The following is a 22,894-nucleotide window of genomic DNA, read 5'->3' on the forward strand; positions in this document are numbered from 1 at the left end:
GCGGCGGGCGGCCCGCGCCGGCCCGCACCGCAGCCCCGAAATCCGGCTGACGCGCCCCGCCCGCGCGGCACGGCGGTGCGCGCGGGCCTTGAAACGAAAAGAGCCCGCGGCGAGAAACGCCGCGGGCTCCGATCCCGATCGGGCGGGGAGGATTACTCCTCGCTCGCCTGCTTATCGCGCTGCTTCAGCGCCGCACCCAGAATGTCGCCGAGCGAGGCACCGGAATCGGTCGAGCCATACTGCGCGACGGCTTCCTTCTCCTCGGCGATCTCGAGCGCCTTGATCGAGAGCGTGAGCTTCCGGTTCTTCTTGTCGACATTGGTGACGCGGGCGTCGACCTTGTCGCCCGGGGCGAACCGCTCCGGCCGCTGCTCCGAACGCTCGCGGGAGAGCTCGGCGCGGCGGATGAAGGCGGTGAGATCGGTATCGCCGACCTTCACCTCGAGGCCCGAATCCTTCACGTCGGTGACCTCGCAGGTGACGATCGAGCCCTTGCGGACACCCGCCACGGCATCGGCGAAGCGGTCGCCGGCGACCTGCTTGATCCCGAGCGAGATGCGCTCCTTGTCGACGTCGACGTCGAGCACCACGGCCTCGACCACGTCGCCCTTGCGATAGTCCTCGATCGCTTCCTCGCCCGGGCGGTCCCAATCGAGGTCGGAGAGATGGACCATGCCGTCCACGTCGCCCTCAAGGCCCAGGAACAGGCCGAACTCGGTCTTGTTCTTGACCTCGCCCTCGATGGTAGAGCCGACCGGATGCCTCTCGGCGAACTCCTCCCAGGGATTGCGCATGGTCTGCTTGAGGCCGAGCGAGATCCGGCGCTTCTGCGCATCGACCTCGAGGATGACGACCTCGACCTCCTGGGAGGTGGAGACGATCTTGCCCGGATGGACGTTCTTCTTCGTCCAGCTCATCTCGGAGACGTGGATCAGGCCCTCGATGCCCGGCTCGAGCTCCACGAACGCGCCGTAATCGGTGATGTTCGTGACGCGGCCGGTATACTTGGCGCCGATCGGATAGCGGAGCTCGATGCCGTCCCACGGATCCGCCTCGAGCTGCTTCATGCCGAGCGAGATGCGGTAGGTCTCCGGGTTGATCCGGATGATCTGGACCCGCACCGTCTCGCCGATATTCAGGATCTCGGAGGGATGGTTCACGCGCCTCCAGGCCATGTCGGTGACGTGGAGGAGGCCGTCAATGCCGCCGAGATCGACGAACGCGCCGTACTCGGTGATGTTCTTGACCACGCCCTCGACGACCTGACCCTCGTGCAGGCGCTGGACCAGCTCGGAGCGCTGCTCGGCGAGCGTATCCTCGAGCACGGAGCGCCGCGACACGACGATGTTGCCGCGCCGCTTGTCCATCTTCAGGATGCGGAAGGGCTGCGGCGTCTGCATCAGCGGCCCGACATCGCGGACCGGACGGACGTCGACCTGGCTGCGCGGCAGGAACGCCACGGCGCCGTCGAGGTCGACCGTGAAGCCGCCCTTGACCTGGTTGAAGATCTGGCCGGTGACGGTCTCGCCCTTCTCGAAGCTTTCCTCGAGCCGGACCCAGCTCTCCTCGCGGCGCGCCTTCTCGCGCGAAAGGACCGCCTCGCCGAGCGCATTCTCGACGCGCTCCAGGTAGACCTCGACCTCGTCGCCCGGCTTCAGGACGCCGTCCTTGCCGCGCGCGCCGAACTCCTTCAGGGGCACGCGCCCCTCGACCTTCAGGCCGACATCGACGACGGCGAGGTCCTTCTCGATCGCGACAACCCGCCCCTTGACGACGGTGCCTTCGGCAACGTCATGGGCGAGAAGGGATTCCTGCAGGAGAGCGGCGAAATCTTCCCGGGTCGGCTGTTGTACGTTCATTCAAACTCCTGGTCGCCCGGATTTCGCCGGGCTTGCGCCGAATGCTGGTGTTGGACTGGCCGCCCACGCCATCCCCGACGAAGCGGGCCGGCGCGTCTCGATCGCATGGGCGGCGCGGTTTTCACGGCATAGATGGGAACGAACGCACCAAAAGCCAAACGGGCCCACCCGATCGGGGTGCGCCCTAGTGCCGGCTCCTGCGAGCGCGTTCCACGTAATCGACAGCCGCTCGAAACGCGGTGTCTATATCCAAGTCGGTAGTATCCAGCAAGTAGGCGTCTTCCGCCGGACGCAACGGAGAATCCGCGCGCGCCATGTCTCGCGCGTCGCGCCGCCTGAGATCGGCAAGGACTTCCCCCTCCTCGGCGGCGGCGTTCCTGCTCTTCAGCTCGAGCGTCCGGCGCCTGGCCCTGACTTCCGGGGATGCGGTCACGTAGATCTTAGCGACGGCGTCGGGACAGACCACCGTGCCGATGTCGCGCCCGTCGAGAACCGCGCCCGGCTCCTCGTTCGCGAAGGCGCGCTGGAGCTCGACCAGCGCGGTGCGCAGCCGCGGCAGCACGGCGACACGGGAGGCAGCCTCTCCGAGCTCCTCGCGCGACAGGCGCTCGCGGTCGAGCGCGTCGAAGCGGATGGCGCGCGCCGCCGCGACCGCCCGCTCCTCGTCCGAGAGGTCCGCGCCGGCGGCGAGGAGCGCATCCGCCACGGCGCGATAGGTGAGGCCGGTATCGAGGTGGCGGACGGCATAATGGCGGGCGAGCCGCCGCGCCAGCGTGCCCTTCCCGCTCGCCGCCGGCCCGTCGATCGCGATGACGAAGGGGGCCATCAATCCGTTTCCGCGGCGGCGGAGAGAGCCGTCGCGCCCGGGCCTTCCTCGAACGCCGCGCCGATGCCCCGCATGAGATCGAGGAAGTTCGGGAAGCTGGTGGCGATCATCGCGATGTCGTCGATCTCGACGGGCCGGTCAGAGGCGAGGCCCATCACGAGGAAGCTCATCGCGATCCGGTGGTCGAGATGGGTCGGCACCGTGCCGCCGCCGGGGACCCCCCCGCCGTCGACGCTGAGGCTCGCCGGCCCCTCCTCGCAGACGACCCCGTTCGCGGCCAGGCCGCGCGCCACCGCGGCGAGCCTGTCGGATTCCTTCACCCGCAGTTCCCCGAGGCCCAGCATCTCGGTCCGGCCGGAGGCGAAGGCGGCGGCAACCGCGAGCACGGGATATTCGTCGATCATGGAGGGGGCGCGTTCGGCCGGCACCACCACCCCCCGCAGATCCGAGCCGCGCGCCCGGACGTCGCCGACCTGCTCGCCGCCGGAACTGCGCTCGTTCTCGATCGCAAGGTCCGCGCCCATCTCCCGCAGCGTCGTCAGAAGGCCCGTGCGCCCCGGATTGAGGAGCACGTTGCGGACGAGCAGGTCGGAATCCTTCACAAGCAGCGCGGCCACGATCAGGAACGCCGCCGAGCTCGGATCGCCCGGGACGACCACGTGCTGCGGCCTGAGCTTCGGCAGCCCCTGGAGCCGGATGACCGTCTCGCCGGTCCCGCCCGCCGCAACTTCGATCTCGGCGCCGAAGCCCGCGAGCATCCTCTCGGTATGGTCGCGTGTCGCGACCGGTTCGACGACAATCGTGACGCCCTCGATGTTCACGCCCGCGAGGAGCACCGCCGACTTCACCTGGGCGGAGGGCACCGGCACGCGGTAGGCGATCGGCGCCATCGCCTCGGCACCGCGCAGCGTGAGCGGCAGGCGGTCGCCGGAGCGCGCGAGCACGTCGGCGCCCATCTCGCGGAGCGGCTGGAGCACCCGCCCCATCGGCCGGCGCGACAGCGAGGCGTCGCCGACGAAGGTCGTGGCGAAATCGTGAGCGGCCGCCAGGCCCATCGTGAGCCGGGCCCCGGTCCCCGCATTGCCGAAGTCGATCGCGGCCTCGGGTTCGAGAAGGCCGCCGGTCCCGACGCCCGCGACCCGCCAGATGCCGTCGGCACCGCGCGCGACCTTCGCCCCGAAGGCGCGCATGGCGGCGGCGGTCGCCATCACGTCCTCGGATTCGAGCAGGCCCTCGATCCGGGATTCCCCGATCGCGAGCGCGCTCAGCATCAGCGCCCGATGCGAGACCGACTTGTCGCCCGGTATGGAGACGGCGCCGCGCAGCGGGCCGGATCGCACCGCTCGCAGCGGTCTTGCGGGCGCGTGGCTCATTCTTCTTCACTCATGCGCAGTGCCGGTCAGAGGGGTCGGAGCGAGCCGGTTCCGTAACATAGGGCCATGCGGAGGTCACGTTCGCGCCGACCGAAAAGAGGTTTGACACCCGGGCGGGCCCTCGCTAGGGAGCCGCCCAATTCTCTCCATCGATCGAGGCTGACGAGTGGCCAAGCCTGAACTCGGAACGAAGCGGGCGTGCCCCGCTTGCGGCACGAAATATTACGACCTCAACCGCGACCCGATCGTCTGCCCGAACTGCGGGACGATCTTCGAGCTGACGGCGCGCGAGAAGGCGTCGCCGGCGCGGGCCGCCGACGAGGACACCGAGAGCAATACCGAAGAGGAGCTCGACGAGCAGGAAGCCGACGTCGAGATCGTCTCGCTCGAGGACGCCGAGGAGGATGTCGTCGACGACGACGAGGATGACGACGAGACCGGTCCGCGCACGCCCGACGTTCCCCGCCTGCCCGACGAGGACATCGACATCGACGAGGATGTGGGTGTCGACGAGGGCGAGGACGGCGCGTTCCTCGACGAGGACGAGGAAGGCGGCGACGACGTCTCCGACTTCCTCGAGGTCGAGGACGACGACGAGGACGAGCGCTGATTGCGAGCGGCGCGGCGGGGCTTGCATTTCCCGTCGCCCGCACATAGGTTCCGCCCGCTTCGGCCGACCGGCCGGAGCGTACCGGTCCCGGGGCCATAGCTCAGTTGGGAGAGCGCGTGAATGGCATTCACGAGGTCGGCGGTTCGATCCCGCCTGGCTCCACCATTTTCCCGGTTCTGACCTAGGAACGCGCCCCCTCCTCCGGGCTGCGCCCGCGCCGCCAAACTTCCGCCGGATTGCGCAGGGTTTGACCATGCGTGCAGTTGAACCGTCCCTTCTCCGGCCATATGGTCGCAAGCGGGCCGATCGCGTGCGGGCCCAGCGCATGCGTCCCAGAGGAGGTGCCATTGAAAGGCTTGCTCGCCGGACTGTCCGCCGTCGTCCTCGCTGCGGTCTCGACGCAGCCCGCGGCGGCGCAGGGGGACAAGGTCGTCCACGTCTATAACTGGTCGGACTATATCGACGAGGAGATCCTTTCCGACTTCACCAAGGAGACCGGAATAGAGGTCGTCTACGACGTCTTCGATTCCAACGAGATCCTCGAGACGAAGCTGCTCGCCGGCGGCACCGGCTACGACGTGGTCGTTCCGTCCGCCGAATTCCTGGCGCGGCAGATCCAGGCCGGCGTGTTCCAGAAGCTCGACAAGTCGAAGCTTCCGAACCTCGTCAACGTCTGGCCGGAGATCGCCGAGCGGGTTGCGGTCTACGATCCCGACAACGCCTATTCGGTCAACTACATGTGGGGAACGACCGGCGTCGGCTACAACGTCGCGAAGATCCAGGAGCGGATGCCGGACGCGCCGGTCAATTCATGGGACATGGTCTTCAAGCCCGAGGTGATCGCCAAGTTCGCCGATTGCGGCGTCCAGCTCCTCGACGCGCCGGCGGAGATCTTCCCGGCCGCGCTCAGCTATCTCGGGCTGAACCCCGACAGCCGCGATCCGGCCGACATCGACAAGGCGACCGAGCTGCTCCTCTCCATCCGGCCCTATGTCCAGAAGTTCCATTCGTCCGAGTACATCAACGCGCTGGCGAACGGCGACATCTGCCTGGCGGTCGGCTATTCCGGCGACGTCCTGCAGGCGCGCGACCGCGCCGAGGAGGCGGGCCAGGGCGTCGAGGTCGCCTATTCGATCCCGAAGGAAGGCGCGATGATGTGGTTCGACCAGATGGCGATCCCGGCCGACGCGCCGCATCCGGACGCCGCCCACGCCTTCATCAACTACATGCTGAAGCCCGAAGTCGCGGCCAAGGCTTCGAACTACGTCTTCTACGCCAACGGCAACAAGGCCTCGCAGCCGCTCCTGGACAAGGAGGTGCTCGAGGACACCGCGATCTACCCGGACGAGGAGACGGTGAAGAAGCTCTTCACCAAGCTGCCCTACGACCCGAAGACGCAGCGCCTCGTCACGCGCGCCTGGACGAAGGTGACGACCGGCCAGTAGGCCGGCCTCGGCCGGGGCGCGCCGTACCGCTCCGCGCGCCGGCCGCCGATGCGGCCGGCCGCAGCCAAGCCTGCCTGGGAGGGGGATCGGGTGAAGCACGTTCTCGGCGCCGTCCGCCGGAGCTTCCAGCCGTGGAACGACCCCGGGGCGAAGCCCTTCATCGAGTTCCGCGGCGTCAGCAAGCGCTTCGGCTCGTTCGCGGCGGTCGACGGCCAGACGCTGACGATCTACGAGCGCGAGTTCTTCGCGCTCCTCGGCCCCTCCGGCTGCGGCAAGACCACGCTCCTCAGGATGCTCGCGGGCTTCGAGCAGCCGAGCGAAGGCACGATCCTGCTCGAGGGCCGCGACCTCGCCGGCGTGCCGCCGCACAAGCGGCCGGTCAACATGATGTTCCAGTCCTATGCGCTGTTCCCGCATTTGACGGTGGAGAACAACATCGCCTTCGGGCTGAAGCAGGACAGGCTGCCGCGCGCCGAGATCCGCGACCGGGTGGCCGAGATGCTCCGCCTCGTCCGGCTCGAGGGGTTCGGGAAGCGCAAGCCCGACCAGCTCTCCGGCGGCCAGCGCCAGCCCGTCGCGCTCGCCCGCGCGCTCGCCAAGCGCCCCAAGGTGCTGCTTCTCGACGAGCCGCTCGCCGCGCTCGACAAGAAGCTCCGCGAGGAGACCCAGTTCGAGCTCATCAACCTGCAGGAGACGCTCGGCCTCACCTTCGTCATCGTCACGCATGACCAGGAGGAGGCGATGACGGTGGCCGACCGCATCGCCGTGATGAACCACGGCCGCATCGTCCAGATCGCCACGCCGGCCGAGATCTACGAGGCGCCGAGGACGCGCTACGTCGCCGACTTCATCGGGTCGGTGAACATCTTCGGCGGCACGGTGGAGCCCGCCGACGGCGCGGCCGTCGCCCTCGCCGGCGAGGACGGCTTCGCGCTCCGCGTCGCAAACGGAGCGCAGCGGCCGCCGCAGGGCGCGCCCGCCTGGATCGCGATCCGGCCGGAAAAGGTGCGGATCTCGCACGAGCCGCCGCCGGATCCGGCCCGCAACGCCGTCGCCGGCGAGGTCTGGGACATCGCCTATCTCGGCGACATGTCGATCTACAACGTCCGGCTCGCCAGCGGGAAGATCGTCCGCGCGAGCCTCCTCAACGCGTTCCGCACGGTGGAGCGCCCGATCAGCTGGGAAGACAAGGTCTGGCTGTCCTGGGCGGACGATGCCGGCGTGCTTCTGGCGGAATGAGCATGGCGGAGACGCGCACGCCGCTCCAGCGCCGGATCGTGACCTGGATCCCCTATTTCTGGCTCCTCGTCTTCTTCCTCGCGCCGTTCCTGATCGTCCTCAAGATCTCGCTCTCGGAAACGGCGATCGCGATGCCGCCCTACCGGCCCGTCTTCGACGGCCTGGCCGGCCTGTGGGCGAAGCTCGCGGAGCTCTCCGGCGCCAATTACGAATGGATCGCCGGCGACCCGCTCTACTGGCACTCCTACCTCTCGAGCCTCTGGATCGCCGCCGTCTCGACCCTCGTCACGCTCCTCGTCGGCTATCCGATCGCCTACGGCATGGCGCGCGCGCCGGCCGCATGGCGCCCCGCTCTCGTGATGTTCGTCATCCTGCCGTTCTGGACGTCGTTCCTGATCCGCGTCTATGCCTGGATCGGGATCCTGAAGCCGGAGGGGCTGCTCAACCAGTTCCTGCTCTGGACCGGGCTGATCGACCAGCCGCTCTTCATCATGAACACGAACACCGCCGTCTTCATCGGCATCGTCTATTGCTACCTGCCCTTCATGGTGCTGCCGCTCTACGCCACGCTCGAGAAGCTCGACCCGGCGCTCCTCGAGGCGGCGGCCGATCTCGGCGCCGGCGCCATCGCCCGCTTCTGGCAGGTGACCTTCCCGCTCTCGCTGCCGGGCGTTCTCGCGGGCTCGCTCCTCGTCTTCATCCCCGCGGTGGGCGAGTTCGTGATCCCGGACCTTCTCGGCGGGTCGCAGACGCTGATGATCGGCCGCACGCTCTGGAACGAGTTCTTCGCCAACCGCGACTGGCCGGTCGCGAGCGCGGTGGCAATCGTCCTCCTGCTCGTCCTCGTGATCCCGATCGTCCTCTTCCAGAACGCCCAGAAGCGGCTCGGGGAGGAGCGCTGAGATGCCCGCCTCCGAGAAGGAGCGCATGCTGGCCGGCGAGCTCTACGACGCCACCGACCCGGAGCTGGTGGCCGACATGGCGCGCGCGCAGGCGCTCCTGCGCGAGCTCAACCGGCTCGACATGGCCGATCCTGCGCGCCACGGCGCGATCCTCGCCGAGCTGTTCGGCGCGATCGGGGCGGACGTGGTCGTGAAGACGCCGTTCCGCTGCGACTACGGCAGCCAGATCCGGATCGGCGCCGGCACCTTCGTGAACTACGACTGCATCTTCCTCGACTGCGCCGCGATCGAGATCGGCGCACGCGTGCAGATCGCGCCGGGCGTGCACATCTATACGGCCACGCATCCGCTCGACGCCTCGGTCCGCGCGGAGGGCCTCGAGAGCGCGCTTCCGGTCCGGATCGGCGACGACGTCTGGATCGGCGGCAGGGCGGTCATCCTGCCCGGCGTGAGCGTCGGCGCGCGTGCGGTCATCGGAGCGGGCGCGGTGGTGGCGCGAGACGTTCCGCCCGACACGCTGGTCCTCGGCAGCCCGGCGCGCGTGGTGCGCAGGATCGGCGCCGGCGACCACACCGAGGGGGCGGCCTAGATGCGGCGGATGGGGTTCTTCAATCTCGCCGCGCTCGCGCTCGGCTTCGGCTTTCTCTACCTGCCGATCGTCATCCTGATCATCTATTCCTTCAACGCGTCGCGGCTCGTGACGGTCTGGGGCGGCTTCTCGACCCAGTGGTACGTCGCGATGCTGCACAACGGGCAGCTTCTCGACGCCGCCTGGGTCACGCTCCGCGTCGCGCTGCTCTCCGCCACGCTCGCGACCGTGCTCGGCACCATGGCGGCGATCGCCCTCGTCCGGCGCGGCCGCTTCGCCGGGAGGACCCTCTTCTCGGGGATGGTGGCGGCCCCGCTCGTCATGCCCGACGTCATCATCGGCCTGTCGCTGCTCCTCCTCTTCGTCGCGATCGGCTTCGACCGCGGCTTCTGGACCGTCGTGATCGCCCACACGACCGTCACGATGTGCTTCGTCGCCGTCGTGGTCCAATCGCGGCTCGCGAGCTTCGACTTCTCGCTCGAGGAGGCCGCGCTCGATCTCGGCGCCCCGCCCATCAAGGCCTTCTTCCTGGTCACGCTCCCGGTCATCTTTCCGGCCGTCGCGGCGGGCTGGATGCTCGCCTTCACGCTTTCGCTCGACGACCTCGTGATCGCGAGCTTCACCACCGGGCCCGGCGCCACCACGCTGCCGATGCGGATCTACAGCCAGGTCAGGCTCGGCGTGACGCCGGAGATCAACGCGGTCTCGACGGTCCTCGTCGGCATCGTGACCGCCGCCGTCATCGGCGCCTCGCTCTTCACCTGGATCCGCGCCCGGCGGGAGAAGCGGCCGGCGGCGTAGCCGGGACCGTTCCCGCCCGGACGAGTGCCGGGCAGAGACGCCTAGGCGGCGTCGAGCGGCGAGGCGGCATGCCGGCGGACCAGCGCCGGCAGCGAGGCGAGCAGCGCTCCTCCCGCGATGAAGGCGGCGGCGAGCGCAAGCCGCCCCGTCATCTCGGCGAAGCCGGCGACCACCAGGACGAAGGTCGAGAGGAGCGGCGCCGCATAGGAGGCGACCCCGAGCACCTGGATGTCGCCATGCTTCACGCCGTGGTCCCAGACGTAGAAGGCAGCCCCGACCGGCATCAGCCCGAGACCGAGCACCGCCAGCCATTCGCCGGCCCCGGACGGCCAGACCGGCGCCTCGACCAGGAGATGCGCCGCCGCGCTCGCGGCTGCCGTGGCGAGGCAGAAGCCCGCGACCACGCCTGTCGGCACCGCCGCGAACCGCCGCGAGAGGATCGAATAGGCCGACCAGGTGAGCGCGCATCCCGCCGCCGCGAGATAGCCCGGTCCGTAGCGCGGGTCGAAGCTGAGGCCGCCGCGCCCGACGATCAGCACCGTCCCGGCGAGGCCCATCAGCGCGCCGGCGACATGGTACCAGCGCAGCCTTTCGCCCGGCAGGAGCGCCGAGAGGACGACGATCATGAGCGGCCACAGATAGGCGATCAGGCTCGCCTCGACCGGCGGGGCGTGACGGAGGGCCGTGAAATAGAGCGCGTGGTAGCCGAACAGGCCGCCGACGCCGAGAAGCCAGACCGGCCAGGGCTGCCTCAGATCCCGCCACCTCCGCGTCGCAGCGAGCCAGAGAAGGCCGAGCACGCCGCCCACGAGGAACGCCATCGCGGAAAGCTGGAACGGCGGAACGGCACCGCTCGCCGCCGTGAAGAGCGCGAGGAGCGCCCACATGAGGATGGCGAGGAAGCCGATGAAGGTGGCGGCGCGGCGGCGTGAGGGCATGGCGTTCATCGTTCGGGGACCGAGCCATAGCGCCCCGGCCGGCGCGGCAAAAGGCCCCGCGCGGCCTCAGCTCTGCTTGCGGCAGAGATCGCGCCGGCCGTGAAACTCCGAGATCGAGCGATTGAGCTCGGCCCCGAAGATGAAGATCAGCGCCTGTATGTAGAGGAAGAACATCAGCGCGACGGTGCCGCCGAGGCCGGCATAGGTGGCGCTGTAATTTGCGATCTGGGAAAGGTACATTCCGAACAGCCGCCCGCAGATCCACCAGCCGACCAGGGTGACGAGGGCGCCCGTGGCGACGCTCTTCACGCGGCGCTTGCGTGCCGGCAGGACGAGATGGACGAGCGCGAGCGTGACGCCCATGATGATGACGATCAGGGCCTCGCGGGCAATCCTCAGGAGCCCGAGCTCGAAATGGACGTCGAGCACGCTCGCCTCCAGATAACGCAGCCAGACCGGCACGACGATCCCGAGGCTCGCCATCGCGAGCACGAAGAACATCCCGATGAAGACGAACAGGAGGTCGCTGCCGTAGCGGCGGATCGGGCCGCGGTCCTCGGCGCACCGATAGGCCCGGTTGAGCCCGTCGCGAACGGCCTCCACGCAGCCGGTGATCGAGATGAGCGTGACGGCCAGACCGAAGCTCAGGAGGCTGGTCTTGTTGGGCGTGGCGAAGATCCGCTGCAGCTCGGGCTGGATCGTCCTCACCATGTGCTCGGGGAAGGCGCCGAGGGCCTCCCGGCTGACATAGTCACCGAGCTGCGGGCCACCGACCAGGGCGCCGAGGGCGACCAGGAAGATCATGAAGGGAAAGAGCGCAAAGATCATCGAGAACGCGATCGCGCTCGCCACCATGACACCGTCGTGCCAGACGACGCCCACGATCGCGTTCCGCACGACGACGGTCGCGGCGTGGAGGAAGCGGGCAAGGAGCCCGAAGGCATCCGGCCGCTCGAGGCGGCGCGCAGGCTCGCGGTGCCGGTTCGGATGATGTTCGACTCCGACACTCATCGCGATCGCAACGGCCCCGCTTTGCCCGGGTTCCGGGCTCCGAACGAAGCCGTGCCGGCGATTCCGCGGCCCGGACGGACGGCGGTCAGCCGTTCGCCATGTACTGGCCGCCGTTGATCGACAGCACGGCACCGGTCATATAGGCGGCCGCATCCGATACCAAATAGGCGACGAGCGCCCCGATCTCCTCCGCCTTGCCGAGCCGGTTCACCGGCACGGCCGCGATGATGCCCTCGAGCACCTTCTCCGGCACCGCGGCGACCATGTCCGTGTCGACATAACCGGGGCAGATGCAGTTCACCGTGATGCCCTTGCGGGCATTCTCCAGCGCGAGCGCCTTGGTGAACCCGATCACGCCAGCCTTGGCGGCCGAATAGTTCGCCTGCCCGATCTGGCCCTTCTGCCCGTTGATCGAGGAGATGTTGACGATGCGTCCGTAGCCACGCTCGCGCATGCCGTCGATCACGGGCCGCGTCATCGTGAACATGGAATCGAGATTGGTCCGCAGCACGGCCGACCAGGCCTCGTAGTCCATCCTGTGGAACCAGCCGTCGCGCGTGATGCCCGCATTGTTCACGAGCACGTCGACGGGCCCGACTTCCGCCTCGACCCGGCGCACACCTTCCGCACAGGCCTTCGGGTCCGCTACGTCCCACCTGAAGACGGCGATGCCGGTCTCGTCCCGGAAGGCCTCCGCCTTTTCGGCATTCCCCGCATAGGTGACAGCGACCGAGCATCCGCACGCCTTCAGCGACCGGGCGATCGCCGCGCCGATGCCGCGCGTGCCGCCGGTGACCAGTGCAATCCTGGACATCCCCCCTCCCTGATTTCTTATCGTTTCTGACAAAACCGGCAGGCCGGGCGCTACGCCCGGCCGGCCGGCTCAGTCCCTCGCAACGCACATCGCGATGCCCATGCCGCCGCCGATGCAGAGCGTCGCGAGCGCCTTCTTCGCATCGCGGCGCTTCATCTCGAAGAGAAGCGTGTTGAGCACGCGCGCCCCGGACGCGCCGATCGGATGGCCGATCGCAATGGCGCCGCCATTGACGTTGACGCGCTCCGGATCCCAGCCGAGATCCTTGTTGACCGCGCAGGCCTGCGCGGCGAAGGCCTCGTTCGCCTCCACGAGGTCGAGGTCGTCCATCGACCAGCCCGCCTTCTCGAGCGCCTTGCGGGAGGCGGGAATGGGGCCGGTGCCCATGATCGCGGGATCGACCCCGGCCGTCGCCCAGGCGACGATCCGCGCGAGCGGCTCGACCCCGCGCCGCTCGGCCTCCGCCGCGGACATCAGCACGACGGCGGCGGCGCCGTCATTGATCCCGGACGCGTTGCCGGCCGTCACCGTGCCTTCGCGGTCGAAGGCGGGCCGAAGCTTCGCCACCGCCTCGATCGTCGTGCCGTGCCGGATATACTCGTCCTGATCGACGACGATGTCGCCCTTCCGGGTCTTCACCGTCACCGGGACGATCTCGTCCCTGAAGCGTCCGCCCTTCTGCGCCGCCTCGGCCTTGTTCTGCGAGGCGACGGCGAAGGCGTCCTGCTCCTCGCGCGTGATCTGCCACTGCCGCGCGACATTCTCCGCGGTCGTGCCCATGTGATAGCCGTGGAACGCGTCGAACAGGCCGTCCTTCAGCATGGTGTCGACCATGGCGTAGTCGCCCATCTTGACGCCCTGCCGCAGATGCGCGGCATGCGGCGCCATCGACATGGATTCCTGGCCGCCCGCCACGATGATCCCGGCATCGCCGGTCACGATCTGCTGCCAGCCGACGGCGACGGCGCGCAGCCCCGACCCGCAAAGCTGGTTGAGGCCCCATGCGGTGGCCTCCTTCGGCACGCCGGCGGCCATGGCCGCCTGACGGGCGGGATTCTGCCCCTGCGCAGCGGTGAGGATCTGGCCCAGGATCACCTCGTCCACCTCGTCCGGGGCGACCCCCGCGCGCTCGAGCGCGCCCTTGATCGCTGTGGCGCCAAGATCGTGCGCGGGAACGCTGGCGAACGCGCCGTTGAACGAGCCGACCGGCGTGCGGGCCGCGCTCGCGATGACCACTTCTGTCACGGAGACCTCCTGATTGCTTTCCGCCCCAGCCGGACGGGTGGGACCGGCGTCAGTCGGGTAGAAAGAGTCCGCCTCCGTCCGGTGTCAATCCAGCCCAACGAATTATGCGGGCGCGAAGGTTCTACCGCAGGCGCAAAATTGCTGGACCCATCCCGTCGGTTGTTCCATTCTCGACAGGCGTTTACGCCCGACGTAGCGCGGCGGGAGGTCGGTAAGAAATGGCCAATCAGAATCCGACGACGATCAAGAAATATGCCAATCGCCGGCTGTATCATACCGGCACTTCCACTTACGTGACACTAGAAGATCTCGCCCGGATGGTCAAGAACGGCGAGGAGTTCGTCGTGCAGGACGCCAAGACGGGGGAGGACATTACGCGCGCCGTGCTCGGCCAGATCATTTTCGAGCACGAGACGCGAGGGCAACATCTGTTGCCCATCGCCTTCCTGAGACAGCTCATAAGATTCTACGGCGACAGCATGCAGGCCGTGCTTCCGGCCTATCTCGAGACCTCGCTTTCCACCTTCACGCGCGACCAGGAAAAGCTCCGCGAGCAGCTCGCGAAGGCCTTCAAGGGCGACGCCTTCGGGGTGATCGAGGACCAGGCGCGGCGCAACATGGAACTGTTCCGGGAGGCGCTGAAGATGTGGATGCCCTTCGCGGAATCGGCCTCGCCCAAGGAGCAGGCGCGCGCGCCTGACCGCGACGGCGAGATCGACGCGCTCCGCAAGCAGCTCCAGGACCTTCAGAAGACGATCGACGGGCTCGCCAAGAAGGCCTAGCCGACCACCCGCAGCGCCGGGGCCGAGCCCGTCCCGGCGCGGACCTTCTGTATCGCCGGGGGGCCGAGATGACGGCCCTGCAGGCAGTCGACGCCGAGCGCGCACATCTCCGCCGCGAGGTCCTCCTCCTCGATCGGCCCGGCCACGACCTCGAGCCGGAAATGATGGGCGAAGTCCACGAGCGTCTTCAGATAGCCGCGCGTGGCCGGCGCGGCCCCGGCGCGGACGAAGGCCGGATCGAGCTTCACGATGTCGACCGGAAGCACGGCGAGATTGCGGAACGCGGTATGGCTCGCACCGAAGCGGTCGATCGCGATCCGGCAGCCGAGCGCGCGCAGCCGCGCCGTGAAGCGGGCCGCCGGTTCGGGATCGGCGGCGATCGCCGCCTCGGGGATTTCGACCACGAGCCGGCTCGTCCAGGCCGGCTGGCGGCGCAGCGCCGCCTCGAGGCCTTCGAGCCAGGCGCAGTCGAGCACCGTCTCCCGCGAGAGGTTGACGGAATGGACCGTGTGCTCCTCCGCCTCAAGGAGGCGGAACAGGAGGTCCTGCATCTTCAGGTCGATAAGCCGCATCAGCCCGAGCGCCTCGGCGACGCCGATCGCATCGGCCATCGCCACCGGCTCGCCGCCGGGACCTTCGAGGCGGGCGAGGCACTCGAAGAACGCGACCGCGCGGCCGGACGCATGGACCACCGGCTGCCTGGCGATCTGCAGGCGGTCCCGCTGCACGGCGTCGGCAAGCATCTCCGCGACGAGCGATTCCGCGATCCCGGGCGCGGCGCCCGCGCAGGCAGGGGGGCGGTGAAACAGGAAGCGGCCCGGGCCGAGCCGCCGGGCCCGCCGGCCGGCCCCGCGCGCCCGCACCAGGCAATCCTGCACGGTGGCCGCGTCCGAGGGCACCATCACGGCGCCGACGGTGGTGAGCGGAACGATCGGCTTGCCCGAGCCGAGGATGATCGGCTCGGCAATCTCGGACGAGATCCTGGCCACAGCGCGGCCGCCCTCCTCCGCGTCGGCGACGCGCAGCATCAGGCCGAGCTCGGTATCGGAGAGCCAGCCCACGAGATCGCCGCGCCGCACGATCTGGCGCGCGCGCTGGGCGAGCGCGAACTCCATCTCCCCGATCGCGACCGCGCCGTATGCCTCCGCCACCAGCCGGAGGTTCTCGGTGGAGACGAGCGCGAACACGAACGGCGTCCGATAATGCTGCGCCACGGTCAACAGCAGATCGAGCTGCTCCAGGAACGCCCCGCGGCGGGGCACGGTCTCAGACGCCGGCTGGCGTGCGGAGCGGGCCGGGGGAACGAGGCGGATCGCGCCGCGGGCGAGCGCGGGACGCCCGGTCTCGTCGGCGAACCAGACGCCGCGATCCTGCACCCAGATCCGCTGCGGAGCGCCCTCCTCGCCGAGCCGGAGGCAATAGACGACGTCGTAGGGAACGCCGGCGCCGTAATCGACGCCGATCGCGCTCAGCACGGCCTGATGCCGGTCGGTCAGGCTCTCCGGATCGACCAGACCGTCATAGGCCTTTCCGGAGGCGAATTTCTCGGAGCGTTCGGTGCGCAGGACGGCCCACAGGTTTTCCGACCAGCGCAAGCGGTCGCTCTCGAGGTCCCATTCGTAGAGCGCCTCTCCGATCGCCGTCAGGATCGCATGGCTGCCTTCGGCCCGGCGCCCGCCTGTCCGTTCCGGATTCTTCGCGGCGAGAACCGGCGTCAGGTCGGGCTTGAATTCCGGGCTGTCCGCATTTTCCTGCGGCGTCCGCTCATCGGTCACGAGGATCCCCCGCATGGCCGCCATGCGGCCGTGATTAAGGCATCCTGAGCGTACGAAGTAAAACCACGGTAAAGGGCTGGCGGCCCGCCCGGCCGGAAGCTTAATCCGGCCGCGGCCGCGGCACGGGCGCCGGGACACGGGATGCCGCCGCGCTCTCGAGCAGGTTGAGCGGCGCCTTCGTCGGGAAGGGCGGCTCCGGCGGCTTCTGCTCCGCCACGAAGGCCGTCGCGATCGGCGCCGGCGCGCTCGCCACCGCCGGAGGATTGGGCCGCATCTTCGGGAGCGGCGCCTGCGCGACCGCCAGCCCGCCGCCCGGCGCGGCACCTTCGGCCCCCCCGATGAAGACCCGGACGGGCGGCCCGAAGGCGATCTTCGGGCCGAGATGACTCGGCCGCACCTTGCCGCCCTCGTCGATCACGATCATGCCGTTCGGCAGCGTCTTGAACTCCGGCTCGTCGGAATCGGCCGCGCTCGCGGCCTTCCGATGCGCCTTCAGGTAGGGACACATGTCGAGCGGCTCCGGGAATTCCGCCCCGGAGGTGAGGCTCGCAAGCGTCGGCCGCCTCCCGCCGAAGAGCGCCCGCGACCGGAACCCCTTCTCCAGCAGCACCGCGGCCTGCTCGGCGCGCTCCAGCGCGCTGTAGGAGCCGAAGACGACGGCGAGCATCTCGCGCCCGTTCCGCTCCGCGGTCGCCACCAGGTTGAAGCCCGACGAGCAGATATAGCCCGTCTTCATGCCCGTGGTGCCCGGATAGCGCTCGACCAGGGTGTTGTAGTTCTTGAGGATCTTCTTCCCGATCTGGATCGCCGGAATCCGGAAATAGCCGCGATAGGCCGGGAAATCGGTGACAAGCGCACGCGCGAGGACCGCCATGTCGCGTGCGCTGCTGACATGGTTCGGATCCGGCAGCCCGTTCGGATTGGCGAAATGGGACGCGGTCATGCCGAGGCGGGCCGCCTGGGCGTTCATGCGCGCCGCGAAGCCCTCGACGCTGCCGCCCACGGTCTCCGCGACGGCGACCGCGATGTCGTTGGCGGACTTGACCAGGAGCATCTTCAGGGCGTTGTCGAGCGTCAGAACCGTGCCCGGCTTGAAGCCCATCTTGCTCGGCGGCTCGGAGGCCGCCCTGGCACTGACGACGACCGGCGAATCGAGCGTGAGCTCGCCCGCCTGGATCGCGCCGAACGTGACATAGGCCGTCATCAGCTTCGTCGTGGAGGCCGGATACCAGGGCCGCGCCGCGTCCCGCTCCTCGATCACCTCGCCGGTGCGGAGATCGACCAGCACGTAAGGTCCCGTCGCCGCGGCGAGCTCCGGAAGCGCCGGCGCGTCCTCGGCCGAAGCGGTCGCGACGCGAAGCGGGACCGCCAGGACGAGCAGGGCGAGGACGAAGGCCCATATCGGCGCGGCCAGCCTGGTTCGGTACGTCGGGGTCACGACGGCCTCTTCGGTTCGAGCGCCCTTTCCTACGCGATTTGCAGGAGCGCCGCACCCCCGTTTGCGGGAGCGCCGCACCCCCGTCGCTCCGGTTGTCAGGAATGCCGCACATCCTTAGCCTGGCCAGGACCCGCCGGAGACCAGACCATGCCCGTCCTCAACAGCATCGCAGAGCGCGCCGAGGAGATCGCCCACTGGCGGCGCGACTTCCACCGCCAGCCGGAGCTTCTCTACGAGGTGCACAGGACCGCCGCCGCGGTCGCCGCCAAGCTGAGGGCGTTCGGCTGCGACGAGGTCGCGGAGGGGATCGGCCGGACAGGCGTCGTCGGCGTGATCCGCGGCCGCGGCGGCGGCCGCCGAGGCGCCATCGGGCTGCGGGCGGACATGGACGCGCTTCCGCTCGAGGAGGAAAGCGGAAAGCCCTGGAGCTCGGAAGTGCCGGGCAAGATGCATGCCTGCGGCCATGACGGGCACACGGCCATGCTTCTCGGCGCCGCCCGCCACCTGGCGGAGACGCGCGCCTTCGACGGAACGGCCGTCGTGATCTTCCAGCCGGCCGAAGAGGGCGGCGGCGGCGGCCGCGCCATGGTGGAGGACGGCCTCATCGACCGGTTCGGCATCGAGGAGGTTTACGGGATGCACAACATGCCGGGCCTGCCGGTCGGGCATTTCGCGGTGCGGCCCGGGCCGATCATGGCCTCGGCAGACCATTTCACGATCATGGTGGAAGGACGCGGCGGACATGCGGCCAAGCCGCACTCCACCATCGACCCGATCATCGTCGGCACCCATCTCGTCCAGGCGCTGCAATCGATCGTCGCGCGCAACGTCGACCCGCTGAAGAGCGCGGTCGTCTCCGTCACGACGTTCCATGCCGGCGAGGCCTTCAACATCATCCCGTCCCGGGCGAAGATCACGGGCACGGCGCGGGCGCTGGAGCCGGTCGTCCGCGACATGCTGGAGCGCCGGATCAGCGAGATCGTTCAGAACGTCGCCGCCGCCTACGGCGCGTCCGCGGAGTTTGCCTACCTCCGGAACTACCCGGTCACCGTCAACGATGCCGGCGCGACCGCCCGCGCGGTTGCCGCCGCAGGCGAGGTCGCGGGCGCGGCGGCCGTGGACGAGAACTGCCCGCCGACTATGGGCGCGGAGGACTTCTCCTTCATGCTGGAGATGCGCCCGGGGGCGATGATCTTCCTCGGAAACGGCGACAGCGCGGGACTGCACCACCCGGCCTACGACTTCAACGACGCGGCCATCCCCTACGGGGCATCCTACTGGGTGCGGCTGGTCGAGAGCCGGATGCCGATCTGACCGCGATCGGGGGGAAGCGGCCCGGGATCATCCGAGCCGTTCCAGGGCGCGGCGATGTTCGGCCGCCGAATCCTCCGAAAAGCAGCAGAAGACGACGTCCCTGAGGCTTCCCGGCCCGGCGCGGACGAATGCGGCGACCGCGTTCACCGCCCGGTCGGCCGCCTCCGCGGGCGGATAGCCGTAGATCCCTGTCGAGATCGCCGGAAAGGCGATGCTCGCCAGCCGATGCTCCGCGGCAAGCGCGAGCGAGGAGCGGTAGGCGGCGGCGAGGAGCTCCCCCTCCCCCGCCGTGCCGCCCCGCCAGACCGGCCCGACGGCATGGATCACATGGCGGGCGGGCAGGCCGTAGCCCGCCGTGATGCGGGCATCCCCGGTCGGGCAGCGCCCGATCCCCCGGCATTCCTCCGCAAGCCGCGGACCGGCGGCGCGGTGGATGGCGCCGCATACGCCGCCGCCGGGCGCGAGGCCTTCATTGGCCGCGTTGACGATCGCGTCCACCTCAAGCGTCGTGATGTCCGCGACCACCACGCGCAGCCGGACGGGGCCGAGCACGCGCTCGTTCATCTCGTTCCGGCGGCCGGACCGCCCTGCCCGCAGGCGGCCGCCCGCTGTCCGGCGTCAGGCGGCATCCGCGGCGGCCATGTCGACCTCGCGCCGGCGGCCGATCCCGACCCCGAAATGGCGGAAGCCGTGCGCCTCCACCTCGGGGCTCTTGTAGATGTTCCTCAGGTCGAAGAAGGCGGACCCTTTCATGAGCCGCCGCAGCCGTACCAGGTCGAGCGCACGGTAGACGTCCCATTCGGTGATGATGACGAGGGCGTCCGAGCCCTCCGCGGCGTGATAGGGACCGTCGCACCACTCGACGTCCGAAAGCAGCCTGGCCGCCTCCTCCATGCCTTCCGGATCGTGCGCCCTGACGCGGGCGCCGGCCGCCTGGAGCGCCGGAATGATGGCGAGCGACGGCGCCTCGCGCATGTCGTCCGTGTTCGGCTTGAAGGTGACCCCGAGCACGGCGATCGACCTGCCCTCGACGGGACCGAGCGTCTCCAGGATGCGCTCGGCCATGGCGCGCTTGCGCGCCTCGTTGACGGCCACCACCGTCTCGACGATCCGCACCGGCGCGCCCGCGCCCTTTGCCGTGTTGAGGAGGGCGAGCGTGTCCTTCGGGAAGCAGGAGCCGCCATAGCCCGGACCGGCATGCAGGAACTTCGACCCGATGCGCCGGTCGAGCCCTATCCCGCGCGCCACCTCCTGCACATTGGCGCCCACCTTCTCGCAGAGATCGGCGATCTCGTTGATGAAGGTGATCTTGGTCGCAAGGAACGCATTCGCGGCGTACTTGATGAGTTCCGCCGTCTCCAGGCCGGTGAAGAGGATCGGCGTCTCATTGAGCGAGAGCGGCCGGTAGAGGCGGCGCATCGCATCCTTCGCCGCCTCGCTCTCCGCCCCGACCACCACCCTGTCGGGCCGCTTGAAGTCCTCGATCGCCGAGCCTTCGCGCAGGAATTCCGGATTGGAGGCGACCTCCACCGCGGCATCGGGCCGGATCGCCTTGATCCGGCGCAGCACCTCGCGGTTGGTGCCGATCGGCACGGTCGACTTGCAGACGACGACGCAGGGCTCCGTCCACGCCCGCGCGATCTCCTCGGCCGCCGCGTAGACATAGGTGAGATCGGCGAAGCCGTCGCCGCGCCGCGCCGGCGTTCCGACCGCGATGAAGACCGCCTGCGCCCGGTCCATCGCCACCGGCAGGCTGGTCGAGAAGGAGAGCCGCCCGGCCAGACGGTTGCGCGCCACGAGATCCTCGAGGCCCGGCTCGTAGATGGGAATCTCGCCCTTCTCCAGACGCGAGACGCGCTCCTCGTCCTTGTCGACCACCACGACCTCGTGGCCGAAATCGGAGAAGCAGGCACCGGAGACGAGGCCGACATAGCCGGCCCCGATCATCACGATCTTCATTGCATCATCCTTTCGATCGCGCGCGATCCGCCGGCGGCGAATTCCGAGCCGACGCCGCGGGCCTCATGTCGCAGCCCGCAGAGGAACGGCCCTCGCCGCCTGGCTGGTCGTCGACATGCATTCGCTGAAATAGGAGATCGTCCGCTTGAGGCCCACATCGAGATCGACCGACGGTTCCCAGCCGAGCAATTCCCGCGCCTTCGTGATGTCGGGCCGGCGCTGGCGCGGGTCGTCCTGCGGCAGCGGCCGGAACTCGATCCGCGATCCCGACCCGGTGTAGCGGGCGACGAGCTCCGCGAGCTCGCGGATCGTGAACTCGCGGGGATTGCCGAGATTGACCGGCCCATTCACCTCTCCTGGCGCGTCCATCAATCCGATCAGACCCTCGATCAGATCCGACACGTAACAGAAGGAGCGCGTCTGGTCGCCCTGCCCGTAGACGGTAATCGGCCTCCCCGCCAGAGCCTGCACGATAAAATTGGAGACGACGCGTCCGTCGTTCGGATGCATGCGCGGGCCATAGGTGTTGAAGATCCGCGCCACCCTGATCTCCAGACCGTGCTGGCGCTGGTAATCGAAGAACAGCGTCTCGGCGCAGCGCTTGCCCTCGTCATAGCAGGAGCGCGGGCCGATCGGATTGACGCGGCCCCAATAGTCCTCGCGCTGCGGATGGACCTCCGGGTCGCCGTAGACCTCGCTCGTCGACGCCTGCAGGATCCGCGCCTTGAGCCGCTTCGCCAGGCCGAGCATGTTGATCGCGCCGTGGATGCTCGTCTTCGTGGTCTGCACCGGGTCGTGCTGATAGTGAATCGGGCTTGCCGGGCAGGCGAGGTTGTAGATCTCGTCCACCTCGACGAAGAGCGGGATGGTGATATCGTGACGCATCACCTCGAAACGAGGGTTCGAGAGCAGATGCGCGACGTTCATTCGCGTTCCGGTGAAGAAATTGTCGACGCACAGGACTTCGTGTCCGCGCGCAAGCAGCGCCTCGCAAAGATGGGAGCCGAGAAAGCCCGCGCCGCCGGTGACGAGGATACGCTTATTCCAATGCTTCATGGTGCGAATGACCTCACGCTCGACGAGTTGCCATCAGGGATGCCGGCAGAAGCGATCCGGCCTGCGGGCCCCGCAAGCCGACCGCCCGGAACTACCGGCCCCGAAGGGAAACTGGCGCAGCTAAGAAAGACGGCAATTCCACTCTGGACAGCTTTGTTGCTCGGGGCGCTTCCGGACGCGCCGGCAACCGCGTTCGACTGCACGCAAGGCCGGGAACAGGGGATCGGCATCGCCGCGCCGGACGCGCGCACGATCCGGCTCTCCGACGGCAGGCTGCTCAGCCTCGCATCGGTGGAGCCCTTCTCCATCCTCGCCCCGGGGATCGCCGATGCCGAGACGCGCGCCGCCCTCCGGCTGGCGGAGCTCGCGCGGGGGCCCCTCACCTTCACCCCGGTCTCCGGCAGGCCGGACCGCTACGGCCGGCTCCCTTCGCTCGTCTTCGGCCCCGGCGGGCTGCTGCAGGCGGAACTCGCCGAGGCGGGGCTCGCAATCGGCGTCCCGACCTCCGAGGACCCGCCCTGCCTTGCGCTCGTCACGGCCGCGGAGGAGCGCGCCCGGAAAGGGGGCGCCGGCTTCTGGGGCGAAGCGCCGGGCGGGAGCCTCGTCTCCGGCACCTGGAACATGCCCGGCGGGCGCAGCGATTTCGTGATCGCGGAAGGCCGCGTCGAGTCGGTTGGGATCAGGCCGCGCCGTACTTATCTCAATCTCGGCGGATCCTGGTCGAAGGATCTCGCAATCGTCATCGAGAGTGCGCAGCGTGAACGCTTCGGGACGGATTCGGAGATCAACGCCCTCGTCGGCCGCTTCGTCCGCGTGCGCGGCTTCCTCGACGGCGACGACCGGCCGCGCCTTGCTGTGCGCTCGCCGCTACAGATCGAGATTATCGATGGCTCGGAACGACAAACACGGTGATGTCGC

The 22,894-nt window shown here is 69.1% G+C and carries 21 protein-coding genes and 1 tRNA gene; 10 read left to right on the forward strand and 12 right to left on the reverse strand.

Annotation, left to right across the window (positions count from 1 at the left end):
- Positions 1-152 precede the first annotated feature (152 nt).
- From rpsA to aroA, 3 genes are all read right to left on the reverse strand, one after another.
- Entirely contained in the window at positions 153-1,859 is a 1,707-nt protein-coding gene (gene rpsA / locus E4O86_RS13035) for a 30S ribosomal protein S1 (RefSeq protein WP_161140985.1), read from the reverse strand.
- A 184-nt stretch (positions 1,860-2,043) separates the two neighbouring features.
- Positions 2,044-2,685: a (d)CMP kinase gene (gene cmk / locus E4O86_RS13040; RefSeq protein ID WP_161140986.1), complete on the reverse strand. Its 642-nt coding sequence runs from the start codon at positions 2,683-2,685 to the stop codon at positions 2,044-2,046.
- Complete coding sequence (gene aroA, locus E4O86_RS13045) at positions 2,685-4,058, reverse strand: 3-phosphoshikimate 1-carboxyvinyltransferase (protein WP_161140987.1); 1,374 nt, start codon at positions 4,056-4,058, stop codon at positions 2,685-2,687. Before aroA ends, cmk begins: the two co-directional genes overlap by 1 nt.
- Positions 4,059-4,224: 166 nt before the next feature.
- Here aroA and E4O86_RS13050 point away from each other — a divergent pair, with 166 nt between their 5' ends.
- From E4O86_RS13050 to E4O86_RS13080, 7 genes are all read left to right on the forward strand, one after another.
- Positions 4,225-4,668: a TIGR02300 family protein gene (locus E4O86_RS13050; RefSeq protein ID WP_161140988.1), complete on the forward strand. Its 444-nt coding sequence runs from the start codon at positions 4,225-4,227 to the stop codon at positions 4,666-4,668.
- An 89-nt stretch (positions 4,669-4,757) separates the two neighbouring features.
- Positions 4,758-4,833: transfer RNA gene (locus E4O86_RS13055), tRNA-Ala, on the forward strand.
- Between the two features lie 176 nt (positions 4,834-5,009).
- Positions 5,010-6,113, forward strand: a complete 1,104-nt coding sequence (locus E4O86_RS13060; protein WP_343039158.1) for a polyamine ABC transporter substrate-binding protein — start codon at positions 5,010-5,012, stop codon at positions 6,111-6,113.
- Positions 6,114-6,161: 48 nt separating this feature from the next.
- Entirely contained in the window at positions 6,162-7,352 is a 1,191-nt protein-coding gene (locus tag E4O86_RS13065; protein ID WP_161140989.1) for an ABC transporter ATP-binding protein, read from the forward strand.
- A gap of 2 nt (positions 7,353-7,354) precedes the next feature.
- On the forward strand, positions 7,355-8,254 hold the full coding sequence (locus E4O86_RS13070) for an ABC transporter permease subunit (protein WP_161140990.1): 900 nt from the start codon (positions 7,355-7,357) through the stop codon (positions 8,252-8,254).
- 1 nt (position 8,255) lies between these two features.
- Positions 8,256-8,843: a sugar O-acetyltransferase gene (locus E4O86_RS13075; RefSeq protein ID WP_161140991.1), complete on the forward strand. Its 588-nt coding sequence runs from the start codon at positions 8,256-8,258 to the stop codon at positions 8,841-8,843.
- Positions 8,844-9,644, forward strand: coding sequence for an ABC transporter permease (locus E4O86_RS13080; RefSeq protein WP_161140992.1), 801 nt, complete (start codon positions 8,844-8,846; stop codon positions 9,642-9,644).
- A gap of 41 nt (positions 9,645-9,685) precedes the next feature.
- On the opposite strand, the gene yddG is transcribed toward E4O86_RS13080, so the two are convergent.
- The 4 genes from yddG to E4O86_RS13100 form a co-directional block, all read right to left on the reverse strand.
- The gene (gene yddG / locus E4O86_RS13085; protein WP_161140993.1) at positions 9,686-10,582 is read right to left on the reverse strand and encodes an aromatic amino acid exporter YddG; all 897 of its coding nucleotides are present in this window, start codon (positions 10,580-10,582) and stop codon (positions 9,686-9,688) included.
- Between the two features lie 66 nt (positions 10,583-10,648).
- The gene (locus tag E4O86_RS13090; RefSeq protein WP_161140994.1) at positions 10,649-11,593 is read right to left on the reverse strand and encodes a YihY/virulence factor BrkB family protein; all 945 of its coding nucleotides are present in this window, start codon (positions 11,591-11,593) and stop codon (positions 10,649-10,651) included.
- An 85-nt stretch (positions 11,594-11,678) separates the two neighbouring features.
- A complete protein-coding gene (phbB, locus tag E4O86_RS13095) occupies positions 11,679-12,407 on the reverse strand; it encodes an acetoacetyl-CoA reductase (RefSeq protein WP_161140995.1) in 729 nt (242 codons plus the stop codon).
- Positions 12,408-12,476: 69 nt separating this feature from the next.
- Positions 12,477-13,652 (reverse strand): acetyl-CoA C-acyltransferase, encoded by a 1,176-nt coding sequence (locus tag E4O86_RS13100; RefSeq protein ID WP_161140996.1) that lies wholly within the window; start codon positions 13,650-13,652, stop codon positions 12,477-12,479.
- A gap of 218 nt (positions 13,653-13,870) precedes the next feature.
- On the opposite strand from E4O86_RS13100, the gene phaR reads away from it, so the two are divergent.
- Positions 13,871-14,434, forward strand: coding sequence for a polyhydroxyalkanoate synthesis repressor PhaR (gene phaR / locus E4O86_RS13105; RefSeq protein ID WP_161140997.1), 564 nt, complete (start codon positions 13,871-13,873; stop codon positions 14,432-14,434).
- On the opposite strand, the gene E4O86_RS13110 is transcribed toward phaR, so the two are convergent.
- Positions 14,431-16,224: an EAL domain-containing protein gene (locus tag E4O86_RS13110; RefSeq protein WP_161140998.1), complete on the reverse strand. Its 1,794-nt coding sequence runs from the start codon at positions 16,222-16,224 to the stop codon at positions 14,431-14,433. The two genes, phaR and E4O86_RS13110, sit on opposite strands and share 4 nt — an antisense overlap.
- An 85-nt stretch (positions 16,225-16,309) precedes the next feature.
- Positions 16,310-17,647, reverse strand: coding sequence for a serine hydrolase (locus E4O86_RS13115; RefSeq protein WP_161140999.1), 1,338 nt, complete (start codon positions 17,645-17,647; stop codon positions 16,310-16,312).
- Positions 17,648-17,794: 147 nt separating this feature from the next.
- Here E4O86_RS13115 and E4O86_RS13120 point away from each other — a divergent pair, with 147 nt between their 5' ends.
- Positions 17,795-18,961 (forward strand): M20 aminoacylase family protein, encoded by a 1,167-nt coding sequence (locus E4O86_RS13120; protein ID WP_161141000.1) that lies wholly within the window; start codon positions 17,795-17,797, stop codon positions 18,959-18,961.
- A gap of 27 nt (positions 18,962-18,988) precedes the next feature.
- On the opposite strand, the gene E4O86_RS13125 is transcribed toward E4O86_RS13120, so the two are convergent.
- The 3 genes from E4O86_RS13125 to E4O86_RS13135 all read right to left on the reverse strand — a co-directional run bounded on the left by E4O86_RS13125 (position 18,989) and on the right by E4O86_RS13135 (position 21,976).
- Positions 18,989-19,525 carry an O-acetyl-ADP-ribose deacetylase gene (locus tag E4O86_RS13125; protein WP_161141001.1) on the reverse strand — a complete coding sequence of 179 codons (537 nt, stop codon included), beginning with the start codon at positions 19,523-19,525 and terminating at the stop codon, positions 18,989-18,991.
- 54 nt (positions 19,526-19,579) lie between these two features.
- A complete protein-coding gene (locus E4O86_RS13130; protein WP_161141002.1) occupies positions 19,580-20,920 on the reverse strand; it encodes a UDP-glucose dehydrogenase family protein in 1,341 nt (446 codons plus the stop codon).
- A 63-nt stretch (positions 20,921-20,983) separates the two neighbouring features.
- Positions 20,984-21,976 carry a UDP-glucuronic acid decarboxylase family protein gene (locus E4O86_RS13135; RefSeq protein ID WP_161141003.1) on the reverse strand — a complete coding sequence of 331 codons (993 nt, stop codon included), beginning with the start codon at positions 21,974-21,976 and terminating at the stop codon, positions 20,984-20,986.
- 156 nt (positions 21,977-22,132) lie between these two features.
- Between E4O86_RS13135 and E4O86_RS13140 the strand changes: the two genes are divergently transcribed.
- Positions 22,133-22,888: a thermonuclease family protein gene (locus tag E4O86_RS13140; protein WP_161141004.1), complete on the forward strand. Its 756-nt coding sequence runs from the start codon at positions 22,133-22,135 to the stop codon at positions 22,886-22,888.
- The last annotated feature ends 6 nt before the right edge of the window (positions 22,889-22,894 follow it).

The sequence above is a fragment of the Propylenella binzhouense genome (assembly GCF_009866965.1).
Lineage (GTDB): Bacteria > Pseudomonadota > Alphaproteobacteria > Rhizobiales > Afifellaceae > Propylenella > Propylenella binzhouense.